Source organism: Pseudomonas sp. yb_2 (assembly GCF_043103905.1).
Classification (GTDB): domain Bacteria; phylum Pseudomonadota; class Gammaproteobacteria; order Pseudomonadales; family Pseudomonadaceae; genus Aquipseudomonas; species Aquipseudomonas alloputida.
Map to the genome: position 1 here is coordinate 1 of NZ_JBICKH010000034.1, position 18,541 is coordinate 18,541.

At 63.2% G+C, this 18,541-nt stretch carries 14 protein-coding genes; 9 read left to right on the forward strand and 5 right to left on the reverse strand.

Going from position 1 to position 18,541, the window contains the following annotated elements:
* Window positions 1–299 precede the first annotated feature (299 nt).
* On the reverse strand, window positions 300–1,319 hold the full coding sequence (locus tag ACF8FB_RS08085) for a LacI family DNA-binding transcriptional regulator (protein WP_010954283.1): 1,020 nt from the start codon (window positions 1,317–1,319) through the stop codon (window positions 300–302).
* A 206-nt stretch (window positions 1,320–1,525) separates the two neighbouring features.
* On the opposite strand from ACF8FB_RS08085, the gene ACF8FB_RS08090 reads away from it, so the two are divergent.
* The 3 genes from ACF8FB_RS08090 to ACF8FB_RS08100 all read left to right on the forward strand — a co-directional run bounded on the left by ACF8FB_RS08090 (window position 1,526) and on the right by ACF8FB_RS08100 (window position 3,918).
* Entirely contained in the window at window positions 1,526–2,065 is a 540-nt protein-coding gene (locus ACF8FB_RS08090) for a gluconokinase (RefSeq protein ID WP_010954284.1), read from the forward strand.
* A gap of 111 nt (window positions 2,066–2,176) precedes the next feature.
* Window positions 2,177–3,529 carry a GntP family permease gene (locus tag ACF8FB_RS08095; protein WP_392511182.1) on the forward strand — a complete coding sequence of 451 codons (1,353 nt, stop codon included), beginning with the start codon at window positions 2,177–2,179 and terminating at the stop codon, window positions 3,527–3,529.
* An 86-nt stretch (window positions 3,530–3,615) separates the two neighbouring features.
* Window positions 3,616–3,918 (forward strand): hypothetical protein, encoded by a 303-nt coding sequence (locus ACF8FB_RS08100; protein WP_020192721.1) that lies wholly within the window; start codon window positions 3,616–3,618, stop codon window positions 3,916–3,918.
* A 14-nt stretch (window positions 3,919–3,932) separates the two neighbouring features.
* Here the strand turns inward: ACF8FB_RS08100 and ACF8FB_RS08105 are convergent, their stop codons facing one another.
* From ACF8FB_RS08105 to ACF8FB_RS08120, 4 genes are all read right to left on the reverse strand, one after another.
* Window positions 3,933–5,360, reverse strand: coding sequence for a sigma-54-dependent transcriptional regulator (locus ACF8FB_RS08105; RefSeq protein ID WP_392509724.1), 1,428 nt, complete (start codon window positions 5,358–5,360; stop codon window positions 3,933–3,935).
* Window positions 5,329–6,822, reverse strand: coding sequence for a sensor histidine kinase (locus tag ACF8FB_RS08110; protein ID WP_392509725.1), 1,494 nt, complete (start codon window positions 6,820–6,822; stop codon window positions 5,329–5,331). Before ACF8FB_RS08110 ends, ACF8FB_RS08105 begins: the two co-directional genes overlap by 32 nt.
* Before the next feature lie 307 nt (window positions 6,823–7,129).
* Window positions 7,130–8,581, reverse strand: a complete 1,452-nt coding sequence (locus tag ACF8FB_RS08115; protein WP_392509726.1) for a sensor histidine kinase — start codon at window positions 8,579–8,581, stop codon at window positions 7,130–7,132.
* Window positions 8,582–8,751: 170 nt separating this feature from the next.
* Complete coding sequence (locus ACF8FB_RS08120; protein WP_392509727.1) at window positions 8,752–9,345, reverse strand: lytic transglycosylase domain-containing protein; 594 nt, start codon at window positions 9,343–9,345, stop codon at window positions 8,752–8,754.
* A gap of 185 nt (window positions 9,346–9,530) precedes the next feature.
* Here ACF8FB_RS08120 and gspG point away from each other — a divergent pair, with 185 nt between their 5' ends.
* From gspG to ACF8FB_RS08150, 6 genes are all read left to right on the forward strand, one after another.
* Window positions 9,531–9,956: a type II secretion system major pseudopilin GspG gene (gene gspG / locus ACF8FB_RS08125; protein ID WP_003253843.1), complete on the forward strand. Its 426-nt coding sequence runs from the start codon at window positions 9,531–9,533 to the stop codon at window positions 9,954–9,956.
* An 11-nt stretch (window positions 9,957–9,967) separates the two neighbouring features.
* The gene (locus ACF8FB_RS08130; RefSeq protein ID WP_392509728.1) at window positions 9,968–11,161 is read left to right on the forward strand and encodes a type II secretion system F family protein; all 1,194 of its coding nucleotides are present in this window, start codon (window positions 9,968–9,970) and stop codon (window positions 11,159–11,161) included.
* 191 nt (window positions 11,162–11,352) lie between these two features.
* Window positions 11,353–12,594 (forward strand): multidrug efflux RND transporter periplasmic adaptor subunit MexE, encoded by a 1,242-nt coding sequence (gene mexE, locus ACF8FB_RS08135; protein ID WP_392511183.1) that lies wholly within the window; start codon window positions 11,353–11,355, stop codon window positions 12,592–12,594.
* 12 nt (window positions 12,595–12,606) lie between these two features.
* Window positions 12,607–15,786 (forward strand): efflux RND transporter permease subunit, encoded by a 3,180-nt coding sequence (locus tag ACF8FB_RS08140; protein ID WP_003253849.1) that lies wholly within the window; start codon window positions 12,607–12,609, stop codon window positions 15,784–15,786.
* Complete coding sequence (locus ACF8FB_RS08145; protein ID WP_392509730.1) at window positions 15,783–17,198, forward strand: efflux transporter outer membrane subunit; 1,416 nt, start codon at window positions 15,783–15,785, stop codon at window positions 17,196–17,198. The genes ACF8FB_RS08140 and ACF8FB_RS08145 overlap by 4 nt, the downstream gene beginning before the upstream one ends.
* Before the next feature lie 224 nt (window positions 17,199–17,422).
* A complete protein-coding gene (locus ACF8FB_RS08150) occupies window positions 17,423–18,478 on the forward strand; it encodes a tetratricopeptide repeat protein (protein ID WP_392509731.1) in 1,056 nt (351 codons plus the stop codon).
* The last annotated feature ends 63 nt before the right edge of the window (window positions 18,479–18,541 follow it).

Consider the following 18,541-nt stretch of genomic DNA (forward strand, 5'->3'; position numbering starts at 1 on the left):
CGCCTGTGCCTGCGCACGCGACCGCCCTGTTTGTTCCCCACGATACCGAGGTGAGCGCCAACGGGACGTGCGCGTCTGCCCCAGGAATAATCGGCCCGAAACAAATGTAGGAGCGAGCTTGCTCGCGATGCGCCGCGCGGGCGGCGCTCGATCTACGCATCACCGTAAAAACCAAGGCAGGCACCTTGCCGCCCTGACACAAACGGGCATGGAACACCTCAGAAAAACTTGACCGCCAACAGAGAATCTAAATCTACAGCGCCTGTGTTGAGGGCGCGCCGACGCCTTGACGGTCGCTCTCAGGTGCTCTCGCGCACCATCAGCTCAAAGCCCAGATCCTGCTGCGCATTCGTCACCCGCTTCCCATCCAGCAACGCCAGCAGCGCCTGTGCCGCGCCCCGCCCCACCGCAGCCCGCGGTGTGCGAATGGAGGTCAGCCGTGGCACCATATGCGCCGAGGCCGGGAGATCGTTGAAACCGACCATCGCCACCTGGCGTGGCACCTCCACCCCTTGACGCAAGGCCTGCAGCACCGCGCCCTGAGCCAGGTCGTCGTTACAGAAGAAGATACCGTCGACATCCGGCGCCTGCTGCATCAGCTGGCTGAACAGCACACTGCCCAGGGCAATCGACGATGGCTCCGGGGCCAATACCTCCAGCTCCGCAGCCTGCAAACCAGCCTCTGCCAAAGCCTGACGGAAACCCTCGGCACGCTGCATCACCCTCGGGTCCAGTTGCGCGGCAATGAATGCAAGGCGCTTGCGCCCGCGCTCGATCAGGTGCCGTGCAGCAGCACGCCCGGCCTGATGCTGCGAGAAGCCGACCGACAAAGCCCCTGGCTCGCCATTGAGCTCCATCATGTGCACACACGGCACGCCGCTGGCAACCAGCATCTGCCGGGCAGCATCGCTGCGCTCGAAGCCGGTCAGCAAAATGCCGCAGGGCTGATAGGCCAGGTAATTGCGGATCAGGTTCTCTTCTTCGGCAAGGTCGTAATGATAGTTGCCGATCAGCACCTCTAGCCCACGAGGGCGCATGACCTCGTGAATGGCCTCCAGGGTGTCGATGAACAGTTGGTTGGACAACGACGGGATCAACACCACCACCGACTGGCTGCGTGCCGAGGCCAGCGCCCGGGCGGCCGGGTTGGCCACATAGCCAAGGTTCGCCGCTGCGGCGATGACCTTTTCCACCAGGTCAGGCGCAACGGTGCTGACCCCACGCAAGGCGCGCGAAGCGGTAATCGGGGAAACCCCGGAAAGCCTGGCAACTTCGGCCAGGGTGGGACGACCTGTAGTTCGGGAGCCGGTGCGGGACATGAATGTTGTAATTTTACTACTTGCAAGGAGAGGGAACGGCCACTAAGGTAGCGCTGTCTCAGGATGCAGGCAATGTAATCTTTGGTAGCAGCCACCACGCGCTCGCCACCAGGCGTCCATACTGCGTAAGGACAAGACCAATAACACCGGGGAGGTGGCTGTTCGTCATAGGCGAGACAGCGCTATCTCACCCGCAGGAGGTACTGATGAATTCTCCCCTGTCCGCCATTGTGGTGATGGGCGTAGCCGGTTGTGGCAAAAGCTGCATCGGCGCCGCCATCGCTGCCAGAAGCGGCGGCCGCCTGATCGAAGGCGACGCTTTCCACCCTGCCGAAAACATCCGCAAGATGAGCGCTGGCATCCCGCTGGACGACAGCGACCGTGCCGGCTGGCTGGTCCGCCTTGGTGAAGAGTTGCAAGCCACCACCCAGGCCGGTGAACGCCCGATCCTGACCTGCTCGGCACTCAAGCGCCGCTACCGCGACACCCTGCGCGATGCCATGCCCGGGCTGGTGTTCGTGTTCCTCGAACTGTCGCCTGCCGAGGCCGAAAAACGCGTGCTGGCTCGCCCAGGGCACTTCATGCCGGCCAGCCTCATCGACAGCCAGTTCGCGGCCCTGGAATCGCCACGCGGCGAGCCACTGACACTTGCACTGGACGCCACCCAACCGATCGAAGCACTGGCCGAAGCGGTGGACCACTGGCTAAAGCACTGCGGTGAGCCGGGCCTGGCGCAAACCGCCTGACCTCGGCGGCATTTCCGTCTCACCAAAGACAGCGCTACCCCAACCCGTAAACGCGGCAAAGACTCCAAAAAGCTACGCCCAAAACAACGATAAGACCGAGGCCTTCAAACCATGTTCGGACTGGCTACTGATACCTTCCTGCTGCTCGACGCGCTGGTTACCATCGTCGGGCTGATCCTGCTGATCACCCACTTCAAGGTTCACCCCTTCGTCGCCCTCACCCTCGCGGCCGGCTTCCTGGGCCTGACTTCCGGCATGCCGGTGGCCAAGGTCATGAAATCGTTCCAGGACGGTTTTGGCGGCGTACTCGGCTTCGTCGGTATCGTGCTCGCCCTGGGCACCATGCTCGGCAAACTGATGGCCGACTCCGGTGGTGCCGACCAGATCGCGCAAACCCTCATCCGCGCCTTCGGCAAGAAGAACGTGCATTGGGCGATGATGTTCGCCGCCTTCCTGGTGGGTATCCCGCTGTTCTTCGAAATCGGCTTTGTGCTGCTGATTCCCCTGGTGTTCATCGTCGCCCGGCGCTCGGGCGTCTCGTTGGTGAAAATCGGCATTCCGCTGCTGGCCGGCCTGTCGGTGGTGCACGGTCTGGTGCCACCACACCCGGGCCCCTTGCTGGCGATCGGCATTTTCCACGCTGACATTGGCAAGACCATCTTCTACGGCCTGATCATCGCACTGCCCACCGCGATCATCGCCGGCCCTCTGTTCGGTAACTTCATTTCCCGCTACATCCCGGGCAACCCGTCCCAGGAGCTGATGGACCAGATCGCCAAGGACTCCGATCAGGGCAACCTGCCAAGCTTCAGCATTACCCTGATCACTGTACTGCTGCCGGTCGCGTTGATGCTGCTGAAAACGTTCGCCGACGTGGTGCTGCCTGCCGAGCACATCGTGCGCCAGTGGATGGACCTGATCGGTCACCCGATCACCGCCCTGCTCGCCGCCCTGTTACTGGCCTTCTACACCTTCGGCTCGGCCCGCGGCTTCAACCGCCAGCAGATCATGAAGATGCTCGACCAGAGCCTGGCACCGACTGCCGCCATCGTGCTGATCGTCGGCGCTGGCGGTGGCTTCAAGCAAATGCTGGTGGATACCGGCGTAGGCAACGTGATCGGGCAGATGGCTGTGCAGGCAGAAATTTCGCCGATCATGCTGGCATGGCTGGTGGCGGCGGTGATCCGCATCGCGACCGGCTCCGCCACGGTCGCCACCATCACCGGCGCGGGTATCGTGGCACCGGTGATCGACCTGGTGCCGGGGGTGAACCGTGAGCTGTTGGTACTGGCCACCGGTGCCGGCTCGCTGATCCTGTCGCATGTGAACGATGCCGGTTTCTGGCTGGTGAAGCAGTACTTCAACATGACCGTGGCAGAAACCTTCAAGACCTGGAGCATGATGGAGACGATCCTGTCCATCGTCGGCATCATTTTCATCATGTTGCTGTCGCTGGTGGTGTGACCGTTGATCGGGGTAATGGCACCTTGACGTTCCGGGTAAGGCCAAAGGGAAGTATGAGCCTTACCCGTACAGCAAAGGAGCCTGCCATGCCCCGCTCGATCTTCCTGTCGATTGCCCTGCTCGCCTCGCCGCTGGCCTTTGCTGTCGGCACAGGTCCGACCTACCCCGACGACCCGCACAATACGGCGCCACAGCCCGGCGTGGACAGCACCCTCAACCCGATCGAGAAGCCCTTGCCGCGGGCCACCGACCCGCGCATACAGGGCAACGAACCGCAAAGCCCGCCAGCCAAGCAGAATGACAACCGCGATCTGCCGGGTATGGAGGGCAGTGGGTCGGAAGGTACCGGCCGGCAAGGAGAAGGCAGCTCAGGCACAGGTAACCCCTGACGACACGGCCTGTACTACCACTGACGCTTGTCAGGCCGGGTCAGCCCCAGCTTTTCGATCCGGTAACGCAGCATATCCCGCGACAACCCAAGCATCCGCGCCGACTTGGTCACGTTCCAGTCGGTGCGGTCCAGGGTCTTGCAGACAAGGTCACGCTCCATGTCAGGCAGGCTTGTCCCCGGTTCTGGCTCGTGCCGCGGCATTTCGAACATGGCCGCCATCGGCTGTTGCGCCAACGGCTCGTCAACCAAGGTCATGCACAGGTTCAACTGATGCGCTTGCACCACCTCGTTCGGCGCCAGCAACACCGTCTGCTCCAGCATGTTGCGCAATTCACGCACATTGCCAGGCCAGCTATAACCGAGCAGCAGGCTTTCGGCCTCGGCCGAAAAGCGCAGGTTCGGCTTGCCATAGCGCCGGCTATGGTGGGCAAGGAAATGCCGCGCCAGTAGCAGGATGTCCTGCCCACGCGAATACAGGCGCGGCACCTTCAGGGCGATAATGCGAAGGCGGAAGAACAGGTCACGCCTGAATTTGCCCTGCTGCACCATTTGCTCCAGGTTACAGTTGGTGGCGCTGATCACCCGCAGATCCACCTTGCGTTCCTTCACGGCACCAATCCGGCGGATGCTGCGGTCTTCCAGCAACTTGAGCAGCTTGGCCTGCAGCACCAGGTCCATTTCGCCGATCTCGTCAAGGAACAAGGTACCGCCATCGGCAGCCTCCACCAGGCCTACCCGGCGTTCCTTGGCATCGGTGAACGCGCCCTTCTCGTGGCCAAACAGTTCGGCCTCAAGCAGGTTGGCAGGGATCGAAGCGCAATTGAACTCGATGAAAGGCCCTTTACTGCGCGAACCATCGAAATGCAGGGCACGGGCCACCAGTTCCTTGCCAGTACCGGTCTCGCCTTCGATCAGCACCGGTGGCAGGTCGTCACTGGCCATGCGCCGCTCGGCATCGAGCACCTGGCGCAGGGTGTGCTTGAGGGTGAGCATCACCGGCGACTCGCCGATCAAAGCCTGCAACCCGGACTTCTGCGCCTCGCGCTCCTGGTAGAACGACAGCGTGCGCTCCATGCGCTCGGTAGCCAGGGCCTTGTCCAGGGTCAGTTTGAGCTCGGCCAGTACCACCGGCTTGGTCAGGTAATGAAAGGCGCCCTCCTTCATCGCCTGCACGGCATCTTCGACATTGCCGTAGCCGGTCATCATGATCACTTTCAGGTCCGGCGCCTGGGCCACCAGCGTGCGCAGCAGGTCGTGCCCGCTCATGCCTGGCAACGAGTTGTCGGTCAGCACCGCGTCAGGTTGCGCCCGCTTGATCTGCTCCAACGCCAGCTCCGCGCTGTGGCACACGATGACTTCGTAGCCCTTGAGGCTGAGGTAGGTGCGAATGTTGTCGGCAAGGATTTCATCATCCTCGACGACCAGGATGCTCTGCTCCATGTTCCCCTCCCGCTGCAATATTGAATGTAAGGCTGACGCGGGTTCCTTCCTCTTCGCGGCTGCTCAGGCTGACCGAGCCGCCAAAACGTTCCATGATGCGTTTGACCAGGGCCAGGCCCACACCGAGGCCACCCTGCTTGGTCGTGAAGAACGGTTTGAACACCATCCGTTCCTGCTGTTGGCTCATGCCTTTGCCGGTGTCGGTCAGCACGAACTCGGCACGCACGCCTTCTTGCACATTGACCTGGGCATTGAGCATCCCGCCAGCGGGCATGGCCTCCAGGGCGTTGGAAAACAGGCTGTTGAGAATCTGCGTAAGCTGCAGCGGCTGGCTGACCACCCACTGCACGTCAGGCCCTTCGAAATGGAAACGCACGCCGTTGCGTTCGATCTGCTGGGCGAAGGCCAGGTGGGTGTCCTCGATGGCCGCCACCAGGTCCACGGCCTCGGGTTCGTCACTGGCCGGGCGCAACGACACCAGCAGATCGCGCACCCAGCGCGACATGCGGTCGACCTGGCTGATGATGTCAGTGATGTTCTTCTGCGCAGCAGCGTTGGCGGTTTCCTGGGCAAGTTCGGCGCTGGAGCGTATGTTGGCCAGCGGGTTACGCATGCTGTGAGCCACTGCCGACGACATTTCACCCAGCGCAACGTAGGTTTCGCTTGCCACCAGCCTGTCCTGCTGCAGGTGCAGCATATGTGCCGCCCGGCGCACGATCCAGAACAGGCCGAAGTAGATCAACGCCCCACCCACCAGTGTCGAGGCCCAGATCAGCACATAGCCGCGCTGGATGCGCCGGATGAGGTCTTGCGGCTCCTTGTAGATTTCCACCATGGCCAGTACCTGCTCACCCTGACTGTCGAACAGCGGGATGTAGTTCTCGATGAACAGGTAACGCGGTGCGCGCTGGAACTTCTGCTCTTCGCGATCCTCGGCGGCCTTGTGATAACTGGCCGACACCGCCTTGCGCGAGCGGAAGGCCCGCTCAAGATCGCCATCAACTTCTATCCGCTTGCCAATCAGCTCTACGTTGGTGGACCAGACAATGGTGCGGTCGCGGGCATAGACGTTGGCCAGCAAGGTGTCCGGCAGGTGCTCGACATGATCGAGGAACTCGACGCGGGTCGATTCGGCCAAGGCCGGGGTGAACTGCAAGTGCTGCAGGTCCAGCCGCGGGTCCAGCAACTCGCCCATGGTGGTGCCAGGCGGCAATTGCGAATGCCGCACTTCGGCCTGGGCCATTGCCTGAATGAACTGCGCGGTAAGCATGGCATCGCGCTCCACGCTGTCGCGCACCACGAAGCGCGTCGAAACGTAACCCAGCCCACCTGCCACCGCGGTAATGATCAACAGGCTGATCACCGAAAACCAGCGCAGCAGGTTGAATTCACGCAAGGGTACGGGCCGTCCGCTGGCGGTCGCATTGGCCTTGTCGGGCACTTCGTCTTCCAGCATCTGCATCCCGTGATTCCCGCGCAGGGCGTACGTTCAGAACTGCATCAAGGCCAATGGCAACAGCCACTGGGTAGCAATCCACCTGGGCAGTCGCAGCTGCCATTTGTCGCGTGTCGCGCTTCACAAACTTCGCTGCAAAAACTTGGCCAGCAGAAACATTACAAAATAAAAACTCTATTTTTCAGTAGGTTGCCAGAACTTTTTAAGATCGATTAGAGGATCAACCCCCACATTTGGGTGATTATCACCCAAAAAACACAAATCCTTTTCATATCAAAATCTTACTGAACAATCTTGATGTCATTTAACGAATTCACGCCAGTCGGAAACTTAACGAAACCCTTGTGCCATGGCCTTCACTGCTGCTGAGCCGGACCGTACCGCCGAAACGTTCCATGATGCGTTTCACCAGCACCAGCCCCACCCCCAGCCCACCCTGTTTGGTGGTAAAGAACGGTCGAAAAGCCATACGCTGCTGCTCTTCGTTCATGCCCTTGCCATTGTCGGACAGGCGCAAAGTCAGGCTGCGCCGGTTGTGCCGTACCACCTCGATACGCAACCGCCCGCCCTGCTCCATCGACTCCAGGGCATTGGCGATCAGGCTACTGAACACCTGGCGCAGCAATACCGGGTGCCCCAACACCTGCACGGCCGGTAACGGTTGCAGGTCCAGGCTTACCCCGCTGCGCGCCAGCGGCACAGCGTAGGTCTGCAGGCTTTCCTGCAACGCCTGCGGCAAGTCCACTGCCAATACCTCGTCGTTCAGCGGGCGCAGTGACTGCAGCATCTGGCGGATCCATTGCGACATGCGATCGACCTGGCTGATGATATCGTTGACCTGGCGTTGCGCCGGGCCTTCGTCGAACGCCTGGGCCAGTTCGGCACTTGAGCGGATGCTGGCCAGCGGGTTGCGCAGGCTATGGGCCACCGCCGAAGACACCTCACCCAGTGCCACGTAGGTTTCGCTGCTGATCAGGCGTTTCTGCTGCACCGCCAGCAGCCGTGCAGCGCGGTGCATGATGCCGTAAAGGCCGATATAGACCAGTGCAGCGCCGACGGTGATGGCCAACCAGATCAGGACCAGGCCATGCTCGATGCGTGCGATCAGGTCATGGGGCTCTTTATAGATTTCGACCATCGCTGTGACCTGCTCGCCATCGGCATCGAACAGCGGAATATAGTTCTCGATCAATAGCTGCCGGGGCGGGATGATGAACTTCTGCTCGGAGCGGGCCTGTTCGAAATTGTGGTAGCTGGCCGAAACCCGCATCTTGTACTCGAAAGCCCGATTCAAGTCTTCGTCGCCTTCAATCAGCTTGCCGATCAGTGCCGGGTTGGTGGACCAGATCACTGTATGGTCCAAAGCATAGATATTGGCCAGCAGCATATCGGGCAGGTGAGCGATATGGTCAAGGAACTCGCCGCGGGCCTTGCGCCGGGCTTCCGGGTCGACGTCGGGCAAGTTATTGCGGTCAGTGCGCGGATCGAGTAGTTCGCCCATGGTCCGCACATTGGGGATCGACACATGGCGCACTTCGGCATCGGCAATGGAGGTGATGAACTGTGCGGTGAGTAACGCATCACGCTCGACGCTCTCGTCGATGATGAAACGGCTGGAAATCAGCCCCAGCCCGGCAGCCACCGAGAGAATGATGGCCAGACTGACCCAGGCATACCAGCGCAGCAGGTTGAATGGCTTGCGCGGGGCGGCCAGCTCGCTACCGGCAGGCACTTCAAGAGTGACGGAACGAGGGGCGACGTCCATAACGGACTCCTCAGCTGGGCACCTTCAGAAGGTTATAGCCCAGACTTGGGGAAACCATAGTATTAAATTGATGGCATCCGCCGAAGGGTATTTATTCCCTCCTCACCTACCCGAAACAGCCTGAGGGTGGCGCGGCCCCCTGCGGGAATGCGTGAGCTGCACGCCAGTTGTTACAACGACGAATCATCAGTCAACCCTTGCAACTTTCGATACTCCCGCAGCACCGTCGGCACATAGCGCCGTGTCTCGGCAAACGGCGGCACGGCACCACGCCGCAGCACAGCATCCGGGCCGGCGTTGTAGGCCGCCACGGCCAAGGTGATGTCGTTGTCGAACAGGGTGAGCATCTGCTTGAGGTAGCGTGCCCCACCCTGCACATTGTCTTCCGGGTCCAGGCGGTCTTGCACCCCCATCTCGCGTGCGGTGTCTGGCATCAGTTGCATCAACCCCACTGCACCCGCCCGCGAACGGGCTTTGGGGTTGTAGCCGGACTCGGCCTTGATCACCGCGTGCAGCAGCGCCGGCGGCAGGTTGTGGAGGCGCGCAGCCGTGGCGACAACCTCGGCGTAAGGGCGGCCGGTGATCATCTGCGCGTTGACCGGCCCACCCTGGGCCAGCGGCTCGCTGATCACCTTCTCATAGTGTCGCCCTGGTCGATGGACATTGGTCAGTACGTAGCCACCCTTGGCATCGATTGAGATGTACACATCGGCCTGGGCAGCACCTGCCGCCAGCCAGATCAAACCGATAATGAGTCCACGCATGCCGGTCGCCTCTTCGTCGTGGCCCCCGATGTGGGGGAAATGCCCCGGAAAACCCGAGGACAGTCACCACGACGCAAGCACTGTGCCGCTTCCTGTGCCGCATGGCGCAAGGCCCCGAGGCAGACGTGCACGGCTGTTGCATGGTGCATGTCAACGCTTGTCCCCATGCAGTGGAGGGTTTCACCATGCAGCGCAGAACCAACCCGCAACGTGGCTTCACTCTGCTTGAACTCCTGGTGGTCCTGGTAGTACTCGGCCTGCTGGCCGGCATCGTCGCGCCCAAGTACTTCAGTCAGCTCGGCCGCTCCGAGGCCAAGGTAGCGCGGGCGCAGATCGAGGGGCTGAGCAAGGCCCTGGACTTGTATCGCCTGGAGGTCGGCCACTACCCCAACAGCGAACAAGGCTTGCAGGCGCTGGTGGTCGCCCCCAGTGGCGAGGCTCGCTGGACCGGCCCGTACCTGCAGAAGGCCGTGCCGCAAGACCCGTGGGGCCGCCCTTACATCTACCGGCAACCCGGCGAGAACGGCGGTGAGTACGACCTGCTGTCGATGGGCAAGGACGGCCAGCCGGGTGGTGATGGGGAAAACGCCGAAATCACCAGTTGGCAGTAAGGAGAGCGGCCATGCGCTACAGCCTCAAGGCCCTGGGTAGGCAGGGCGTGGTGCAGTTGCAGATCGATGCCGAGGACGCCGACCAGGCCCGCCGCCAGGCCGAAGACCAAGGCCTGCGTGTGCTCAGCCTGCGCAGCAGCAGCGGCGGCGCGCTGCGCGGCATGGCCTGGCGCCGTGAAGCGGCATTCGACCTGGTGCTGTTCAGCCAGGAACTGTCAACCTTGCTCAATGCCGGCCTGCCGCTGATCGACGCACTGGAAAGCCTGGCGGAGAAAAGCCCGGCAGCGACAGCGCGCAAGGTGCTCGCCGAGCTGGTGCGCCAGCTGTACGAGGGCCGCTCGCTGTCCCAGGCGCTGGGCCAGCAACCGCGGGTATTCCCGCCGTTGTATGTGGCGCTGGTGCAGTCCAGCGAACGCACCGGTGCCCTGGGCGACGCCCTCACCCGCTACATCAGCTATCGCCAGCGCCTGGACCTGGTCCGGCAGAAGCTGGTGGGTGCCTCGGTCTACCCGTTACTGCTGTTGCTGGTGGGAGGCGGTGTGGTGCTGTTCCTGCTCGGCTATGTGGTGCCGCGTTTCAGCCAGGTGTTCGAAGGCATGGGCACCGAGCTACCCTGGCTGTCACGGGTGCTGATGCAGGTCGGCCTGTTTCTGCATGCCCAGCAAGCGCCACTGGCGCTGGGCACCGTCGGTGGGGTCGCGGCGCTTTGGCTGCTGCGCCGGCACCCGCGTGTACGGTACTGGGCCTCCTGCCAGCTGCGGCGCCTGCCCGCACTGCACCAGCGCCTGATGATGTACGAGCTGGCGCGTTTCTATCGCTCGCTGGGCATTCTGCTGCAAGGCGGCATCCCCATCCTCACCGCCATGGGCATGGCCCGCGGCCTGCTCGGCAACGCAGCAGCGCAGGGCCTGGAGCAGGCCAGCCAGCGGGTGGGCGAAGGGCTGCCGCTTTCCGATGCTCTGGCGGCCGGGCACCTGGTGACGCCGGTATCCCTGCGCCTGCTGCGCGCAGGCGAGCAGTCTGGCAACCTGGGCGAGATGCTGGAGCGCTGCGCCGACTTCCATGACCAGGAAATCGGCCGTTGGGTGGAATGGTTCGTCAAACTGTTCGAACCGCTGCTGATGACCTTCATCGGCCTGCTGATCGGCCTGATCGTGATCCTCATGTACATGCCAATCTTCGAGCTGGCCTCAAGTATTCACTGAATGGCCAGGCCCAGGCTCTCGCGTAACGTGGTGCCCGCACAGGCGGTGCCCTGCGCCCAATCCTGGCAGCCATCGATAGTTGATCCCCACTTATCATTCAGCGTGATATTAACCTTCGTCCCGTTCGATTCGTGCCTCGCGCGCAACACACTCACACTCCGCCCACTACTAATACATTGGCGGAGTTCTCCATGGAACAATCACTCAAACCCTTGCGCTTCCCCCTCGCTGCCATGGCAGTGGTGGTGATCAGCGCTTGCGGTCGAACCCCCGACGCTGTGCAGGCTCCCGCCGCGCCGAAGGTAAGTGTGGCCAAGGTGATCGAACAACCGATCACCGAATGGGACGAGTTCACCGGCCGCCTCGAAGCCCCGGAAACCGTCGAAGTGCGCCCGCGGGTCTCCGGCCAGATCGACCAGGTCGCCTTCACCGAAGGCGCCCAGGTCAAGAAAGGCGACCTGCTGTTCCAGATCGACCCGCGCCCGTTCCAGGCTGAAGTCCGCCGCCTTGAAGCCCAGCTGCAACAGGCCAAGGCCACCGCCATCCGCAGCGCCAACGAAGCCCGCCGTGGCGAGCGCCTGCGTGACAGCAACGCCATCTCCGCCGAACTGGCCGAATCGCGCAGCAGTGCCGCCGCCGAAGCCCGTGCCGGCGTCGATGCGATCCAGGCCCAGCTCGACCTGGCACGCCTGAACCTCAGCTTCACCCGCGTCACCGCGCCCATCAGTGGCCGTGTCAGCCGCGCCGAGTTCACCGCCGGCAACATCGTCACCGCCGATGTCACCCCGCTGACCAGTGTGGTGTCCACCGACAAGGTCTACGCCTACTTCGACGCCGACGAGCGCGTGTACCTCAAGTACACCCAGCTGGCCCGTGAAGGCCAGCGTAGCCAGAGCACCCCGGTATACCTGGGCCTGACCAACGAAAGCGGCAACCCGCACCTGGGCCAGATGAACTTCGTCGACAACCAGGTCAACCCGCGCACCGGCACCATCCGCGGCCGCGCGGTATTCGACAACAGCAACGGCCAGTTCACCCCGGGCCTGTATGCGCGCCTGAAGCTGGTCGGCAGCGCCCAGTACGACGCCATGCTGATCAACGACGAAGCCGTGGGCACCGACCTTGGCAAGAAGTTTGTGCTGGTCATGGACAAGGACAACAAAGCCACCTATCGCGCCGTGGAACTGGGGCCAAAGCTGGAAGGCTTGCGCATCGTGCGCAGCGGCCTGGGCAAGGACGACCGCATCGTGGTCAAGGGCCTGCAGCGCGTGCGCCCTGGTTCGCCGGTAACCCCGGAAGAAACGCAGATGGCCAGCGAGCAAACCCTCGCCGCCCTCGCCCAGCAGCGCCAGGCCCTGGAGGCCAGCAACCCGGCGCCGAAGGTGGCGGGCAACAACGTGAAAGTCGCCAGCGCCCAGGCGCCACGCGGTTAAGGGACCCTACCGATGAACTTCTCGAAATTCTTCATTACCCGGCCGATCTTCGCCGCGGTGCTGTCGCTGGTGCTGCTCATCGCGGGTTCCATCTCGCTGTTCCAGCTGCCGATCAGCGAATACCCCGAAGTGGTGCCGCCCACCGTGGTGGTGCGCGCCAACTTCCCTGGCGCCAACCCCAAGGTCATCGGCGAAACCGTTGCCGCGCCGCTGGAGCAGGCCATTACCGGTGTGGAGAACATGCTGTACATGTCCTCCCAGTCCACTGCGGACGGCAAGCTGACGCTGACCATCACCTTCGCCCTGGGTACCGACCTGGACAACGCCCAGGTGCAGGTGCAGAACCGCGTGACCCGTACCCAGCCCAAGCTGCCCGAGGAAGTGACCCGTATCGGTATCACCGTCGACAAGGCCTCGCCTGACCTGACCATGGTCGTGCACCTGACCTCGCCGGACAACCGCTACGACATGCTCTACCTGTCCAACTACGCCATCCTCAACATCAAGGACGAGCTGGCGCGCCTGGGCGGCGTAGGCGACGTGCAGCTGTTTGGCATGGGCGACTACTCGCTGCGCGTCTGGCTGGACCCGAACAAGACCGCTTCGCGCAACCTGACGGCCAGTGATGTGGTCGCGGCAATCCGCGAGCAGAACCGCCAGGTAGCCGCCGGCCAGCTCGGCGCGCCGCCTGCCCCAGGCTCGACCAGCTTCCAGCTGTCGATCAATACCCAGGGCCGTCTGGTCAACGAGGAAGAGTTCGAAAACATCATCATCCGCGCCGGTGCCGATGGCGAGATCACCCGCCTGAAAGACATCGCCCGGGTCGAACTCGGCTCCAGCCAGTACGCCCTGCGCTCGCTGCTGAACAACCAGCCGGCGGTGGCCATCCCGATTTTCCAGCGCCCAGGCTCCAACGCCATCGAGATCTCCGACGAAGTGCGGGCGAAAATGGCCGAGCTGAAAAAGGACTTCCCGGAAGGGATGGACTACAGCATCGTCTATGACCCGACCATCTTCGTGCGCGGCTCCATCGAAGCGGTGGTGCACACCCTGTTCGAAGCCCTGGTGCTGGTGGTGCTGGTGGTGATCCTGTTCCTGCAGACCTGGCGCGCCTCGATCATCCCGCTGCTGGCGGTGCCGGTCTCGCTGATCGGTACCTTCGCGGTCATGCACCTGTTCGGTTTTTCACTTAACGCGCTGTCGTTATTCGGGCTGGTGCTCGCCATCGGTATCGTGGTGGACGATGCCATCGTCGTGGTGGAGAACGTCGAACGTAATATCGGGCTGGGCCTGAAACCGCTGGAAGCCACGCAAAAGGCCATGAGCGAAGTGACCGGCCCGATCATCGCCACCGCCCTGGTGCTGTGCGCGGTGTTCGTACCTGCAGCGTTCATTTCCGGCCTTACCGGGCAGTTCTACAAGCAGTTCGCCCTGACCATCGCCATCTCGACCGTCATTTCGGCGTTCAACTCGCTGACCCTGTCGCCAGCCTTGGCCGCGGTGCTGCTCAAGGATCATCACGCACCCAAGGACCGTTTCTCGCGGTTCCTCGACAAGCTGCTGGGCAGCTGGCTGTTCTCCCCTTTCAACCGGTTCTTCGACCGGGCCAGCCACAGCTACGTCGGTGGCGTGCGCCGGGTCATCCGCTCCAGCGGCATCGCCCTGTTCGTGTATGCCGGCCTGATGGGCCTGACCTACCTCGGCTTCTCGTCCACGCCGACCGGTTTCGTGCCGGCCCAGGACAAGCAGTACCTGGTGGCCTTCGCCCAACTGCCGGACGCGGCCAGCCTCGACCGTACCGAAGCGGTGATCAAGCGCATGAGCGAAATCGCCCTGAAGCAGCCTGGCGTGGCCGACTCGGTAGCCTTCCCGGGCCTGTCGATCAACGGTTTCACCAACAGCCCCAACAGCGGCATCGTGTTCACCCCGCTCAAACCATTCGATGAGCGCAAGGACCCGAGCCAGTCGGCGGCAGCCATCGCAGCCGCGCTGAATGCCCAGTTCGCCGACATCCAGGACGCCTACATCGCCATCTTCCCACCGCCGCCGGTACAGGGCCTGGGCACGATTGGCGGGTTCCGTCTGCAAATCGAAGACCGTGGCAACCTGGGTTACGAAGCGCTGTACAAGGAAACCCAGAACATCATCGCCAAGAGCCACAACGTCCCGGAGCTGGCAGGTTTGTTCACCAGCTACCAGGTCAACGTGCCACAAGTCGATGCCGCCATCGACCGGGAAAAGGCCAAGACCCACGGTGTGGCGATTACCGACATCTTCGACACCCTGCAGGTTTACCTGGGCTCGCTGTACACCAACGACTTCAACCGCTTTGGCCGCACTTACCAGGTCAACGTCCAGGCCGAGCAGCAGTTCCGCCTTGATGCCGAGCAGATCGGCCAACTGAAAGTGCGCAACAACCTTGGCGAGATGATCCCGCTGGCGACCTTCCTCAAGGTCAGCGACACCTCCGGGCCGGACCGGGTCATGCACTACAACGGCTTCATCACTGCCGAGATCAACGGCGCTGCCGCCCCGGGCTACAGCTCTGGTCAGGCGGAAGCTGCGATCGAGAAGCTGCTGAAAGAGGAACTGCCCAACGGCATGACCTTCGAGTGGACCGACCTGACCTACCAGCAGATCCTCTCGGGCAATACCGCATTGCTGGTGTTCCCGCTGTGCGTACTGCTGGCGTTCCTGGTGCTGGCCGCCCAGTACGAAAGCTGGAGCCTGCCGCTGGCGGTGATCCTGATCGTGCCGATGACCCTGCTGTCGGCCATCACCGGTGTGATCGTCTCGGGTGGCGACAACAACATCTTCACCCAGATCGGCCTGATCGTACTGGTGGGCCTGGCGTGCAAGAACGCGATCCTGATCGTCGAGTTCGCCAAGGACGAACAGGCCAAGGGCCTCGACCCGCTGGCTGCGGTGCTGGAAGCCTGCCGCCTGCGTCTGCGGCCGATCCTGATGACCTCGATCGCCTTCATCATGGGTGTGGTGCCCCTGGTGTTCAGCTCCGGCGCAGGTTCGGAAATGCGCCATGCCATGGGTGTGGCGGTGTTCTCCGGGATGATCGGCGTAACGGTGTTCGGCCTGTTCCTGACCCCGGTGTTCTTCTTCCTGATCCGCCGTTTCGTCGAGCGTCGCCAGGCCCGCAAGGCTGAACACGCTCAAGTGCTGGAGAACCACGCATGAACCTGCTCAAACCCTTGACCCCAAGCCTGCTGGCAGTGGCCCTGGCGGCCTGTGCGGTAGGCCCGGACTACCAGGCGCCAGCCACCGAACCTGCACAATTGGGCAGCGATGTGCAGGCCAAGGCCTACGACCGTAGCCGCTTCGAGAGCCTGTGGTGGAAGCAGTTCGACGACCCGGTGCTGAACCAGCTGGTGCAGGCTTCGCTGGACGGCAACCGTGACTTGCGCGTGGCTTTCGCCCGCCTGAAGTCTGCCCGCTCGATCCGCGAAGACGCCGAAAACGACCCGTTCCCGGTGGTCACCAGCCGTGCCAGCAGCGATCTCGGCAAAGGCCAGATCCCCGGCCAGACCACCGAGCGGGTCAATAGCGAGCGCTACGACCTGGGCCTGGACATGGCCTGGGAGCTTGACCTGTTCGGGCGCATCCAGCGCCAGATCGAAGCCAGCGAAGCCCAGGAAGCGGTGGCCGCCGCCGACCTGCAACAGCTGCAGGTCAGCCTGATCGCCGAGCTGGTGGATGCTTATGGGCAGCTGCGTGGCGCGCAATTGCGCGAGAAGATCGCCCTGGCCAACCTCAAGACCCAGCAGGAATCGCGCACCATCACCGAAACCCTGCGCGATGCCGGCGTGGGCAATGACCTCGATGTGGTGCGTGCCGATGCCCGCCTGGCCGGAGTCGAAGCCACCGTGCCGCAACTGCAAGCCGAACAGGCACGGGCGCGGCATCGCATCGCCACCCTGCTCGGCCAGCGCCCTGACGCGCTCAGCGTAGACCTGTCGCCCAAGGCCCTGCCGGCCATCGCCAAGGCGCTGCCGGTCGGTGACCCGGCTGAGCTGTTGCGCCGCCGCCCGGACATCCGCAGCGCCGAGCGCCAACTGGCGGCCGCCACCGCCAACGTTGGCGTGGCCACCGCCGACCTGTTCCCGCGCGTCAGCCTCAGTGGCTTCCTCGGCTTTACCGCCGCCCGCGGCTCGCAGATCGGCTCGTCGGCGGCCAACGCCTGGGCACTGGGCCCGAGCATTACCTGGGCGGCCTTCGACCTGGGCAGCGTGCGGGCCCGCCTGCGCGGCGCCAAGGCCGATGCCGAAGGGGCACTGGCCAACTACGAACAGCAGGTGCTGCTGGCACTGGAAGAGTCGGCCAACGCCTTCAGCGATTACGACAAGACCCAACAGCGTCTGCTGTCGCTGATGCGCCAGAGCGACGCCAGCCGCAAGGCTGCAGAACTGGCCTCGATTCGCTATCGCGAAGGTACCGTGGACTACCTGGTACTGCTCGATGCCGAACGTGAGCGGCTAAGTGCTGAAGATGCACAAGCCCAGGGTGAAGTCGACCTTTATCGCGGCATCGTCTCGATCTACAAGGCCCTGGGTGGCGGCTGGCAACCGGAGACGGTGGCCAGCGCGCACTGATTCCACTGCCTCAACGACTCCTTTGGTTGGCTCCTCCCCCAACCGTTTGCCCCGCAGGCCATGGCCCGCGGGGCTTTTTTATGTTTGCCATCGTATTCACCCCAATACGCAGTGCATGGAATGCCACCGCAGGCCTGGCGCCTGGCCAACGGCGTGCCCGGTTCGGTTGCATTTACCCCCCGGCTGGCCCAAGCTCTGCCCTTCCCGCCGCCACGGATCGTCCGATGCCCAGACGCAACCGCTACCTGATCGCCCTGCTGTTGTCGATTCTGGTATCGGCCCTGTTCGGCTACCTGTGGCGCGACGCCCCGCCAACCCCGCCGACCTTGCCAGCACACAGCTACGCCAAGGCGCTGCGCCAGGCCCACGACGGTCAGCCCGGTGCCGCACGGGTGTTGTACCAGCAATTGCAACGTAACGACCTGCCTGCGATCCGCCGTGCGGCGCTGTACGCCGAGTTGCCCAACTACCCCTCGCCGCAGGCATTGAAACTGGCCCGCCAGGACCTGGAACATGCCGAGCCGCTGGTGCGTCGAGCGGCCATTGCCAGTATCCGCCGCCTGTTACCGCCAGCACAGCGCAGCCTGGTACTCGGCCCGCTGCTGGACGACAGTGAGCAAAGCGTGCGTTTTGCCGCCGTGGATGCCCTGCTGGGCCTCGATCCCGACGCCATCGGCCTCTATTTCGGCCCCCTGCAGTCAGCCCTGGAGCAATACCAGCAAGCCCTGGAGCAACAGCCTGAAGATGCCGAGGCCCAAGTGCACCTGGCGCGCCTGTACCTGCACGAAAACGACTACACGCACGCCGCTGTAGCCCTGCAGCGAGCGCTCGCGGTTGCCCCCGGCAACCTCGATGGCCTGGCGACTCAGGTACGCCTGCTCGAGCGCCAGGGCCACCACGACGCCTCCCGCCAGGTGCTGGGCAAAGCCCTGGCGCTGAGCCCCGACTCGGCCTTTCTGCAGTATGAGCTAGGGCTTTGGCTGAAGCGCCACGAACAGCGTGAGTATGCCTTGCTGGCCCTGTCCCGCGCCGTCGAACTGGACCCGGACAACGCCGATTACCGCTATACCCTGGCGGTCACCCTGCATGAGCTGGACCAGCTCGACGCCGCCCAGAAGCAACTGGAAACCGTGCTCAATCGGCAGCCAGCCAATCGCCGGGCACGGGTGCTGCTGATTCAGTACTGGAAAGAGTCCGGCCAGTTGCAGAACGTGCAAGTATCGCTCGCCGAGCTGGAGCGTCAGAACCCGGACGACCCTGTGCTGCAACAGGGCCTGTAGGCAGTACCTGAACTTAGTTGAACCCTGAGCCTGTGCCAGGGTCCAGTGGGTATCAGGCCACCC

What these genes read in the sequence shown, in the direction of transcription:
- ACF8FB_RS08085 (WP_010954283.1), bottom strand. Translation starts at nt 1,319, where the DNA reads ATGTCCCGCACCGGCTCCCGAACTACAGGTCGTCCCACCCTGGCCGAA.
- ACF8FB_RS08090 (WP_010954284.1), top strand. Translation starts at nt 1,526, where the DNA reads ATGAATTCTCCCCTGTCCGCCATTGTGGTGATGGGCGTAGCCGGTTGT.
- ACF8FB_RS08095 (WP_392511182.1), top strand. Translation starts at nt 2,177, where the DNA reads ATGTTCGGACTGGCTACTGATACCTTCCTGCTGCTCGACGCGCTGGTT.
- ACF8FB_RS08100 (WP_020192721.1), top strand. Translation starts at nt 3,616, where the DNA reads ATGCCCCGCTCGATCTTCCTGTCGATTGCCCTGCTCGCCTCGCCGCTG.
- ACF8FB_RS08105 (WP_392509724.1), bottom strand. Translation starts at nt 5,360, where the DNA reads ATGGAGCAGAGCATCCTGGTCGTCGAGGATGATGAAATCCTTGCCGAC.
- ACF8FB_RS08110 (WP_392509725.1), bottom strand. Translation starts at nt 6,822, where the DNA reads ATGCAGATGCTGGAAGACGAAGTGCCCGACAAGGCCAATGCGACCGCC.
- ACF8FB_RS08115 (WP_392509726.1), bottom strand. Translation starts at nt 8,581, where the DNA reads ATGGACGTCGCCCCTCGTTCCGTCACTCTTGAAGTGCCTGCCGGTAGC.
- ACF8FB_RS08120 (WP_392509727.1), bottom strand. Translation starts at nt 9,345, where the DNA reads ATGCGTGGACTCATTATCGGTTTGATCTGGCTGGCGGCAGGTGCTGCC.
- gspG (WP_003253843.1), top strand. Translation starts at nt 9,531, where the DNA reads ATGCAGCGCAGAACCAACCCGCAACGTGGCTTCACTCTGCTTGAACTC.
- ACF8FB_RS08130 (WP_392509728.1), top strand. Translation starts at nt 9,968, where the DNA reads ATGCGCTACAGCCTCAAGGCCCTGGGTAGGCAGGGCGTGGTGCAGTTG.
- mexE (WP_392511183.1), top strand. Translation starts at nt 11,353, where the DNA reads ATGGAACAATCACTCAAACCCTTGCGCTTCCCCCTCGCTGCCATGGCA.
- ACF8FB_RS08140 (WP_003253849.1), top strand. Translation starts at nt 12,607, where the DNA reads ATGAACTTCTCGAAATTCTTCATTACCCGGCCGATCTTCGCCGCGGTG.
- ACF8FB_RS08145 (WP_392509730.1), top strand. Translation starts at nt 15,783, where the DNA reads ATGAACCTGCTCAAACCCTTGACCCCAAGCCTGCTGGCAGTGGCCCTG.
- ACF8FB_RS08150 (WP_392509731.1), top strand. Translation starts at nt 17,423, where the DNA reads ATGCCCAGACGCAACCGCTACCTGATCGCCCTGCTGTTGTCGATTCTG.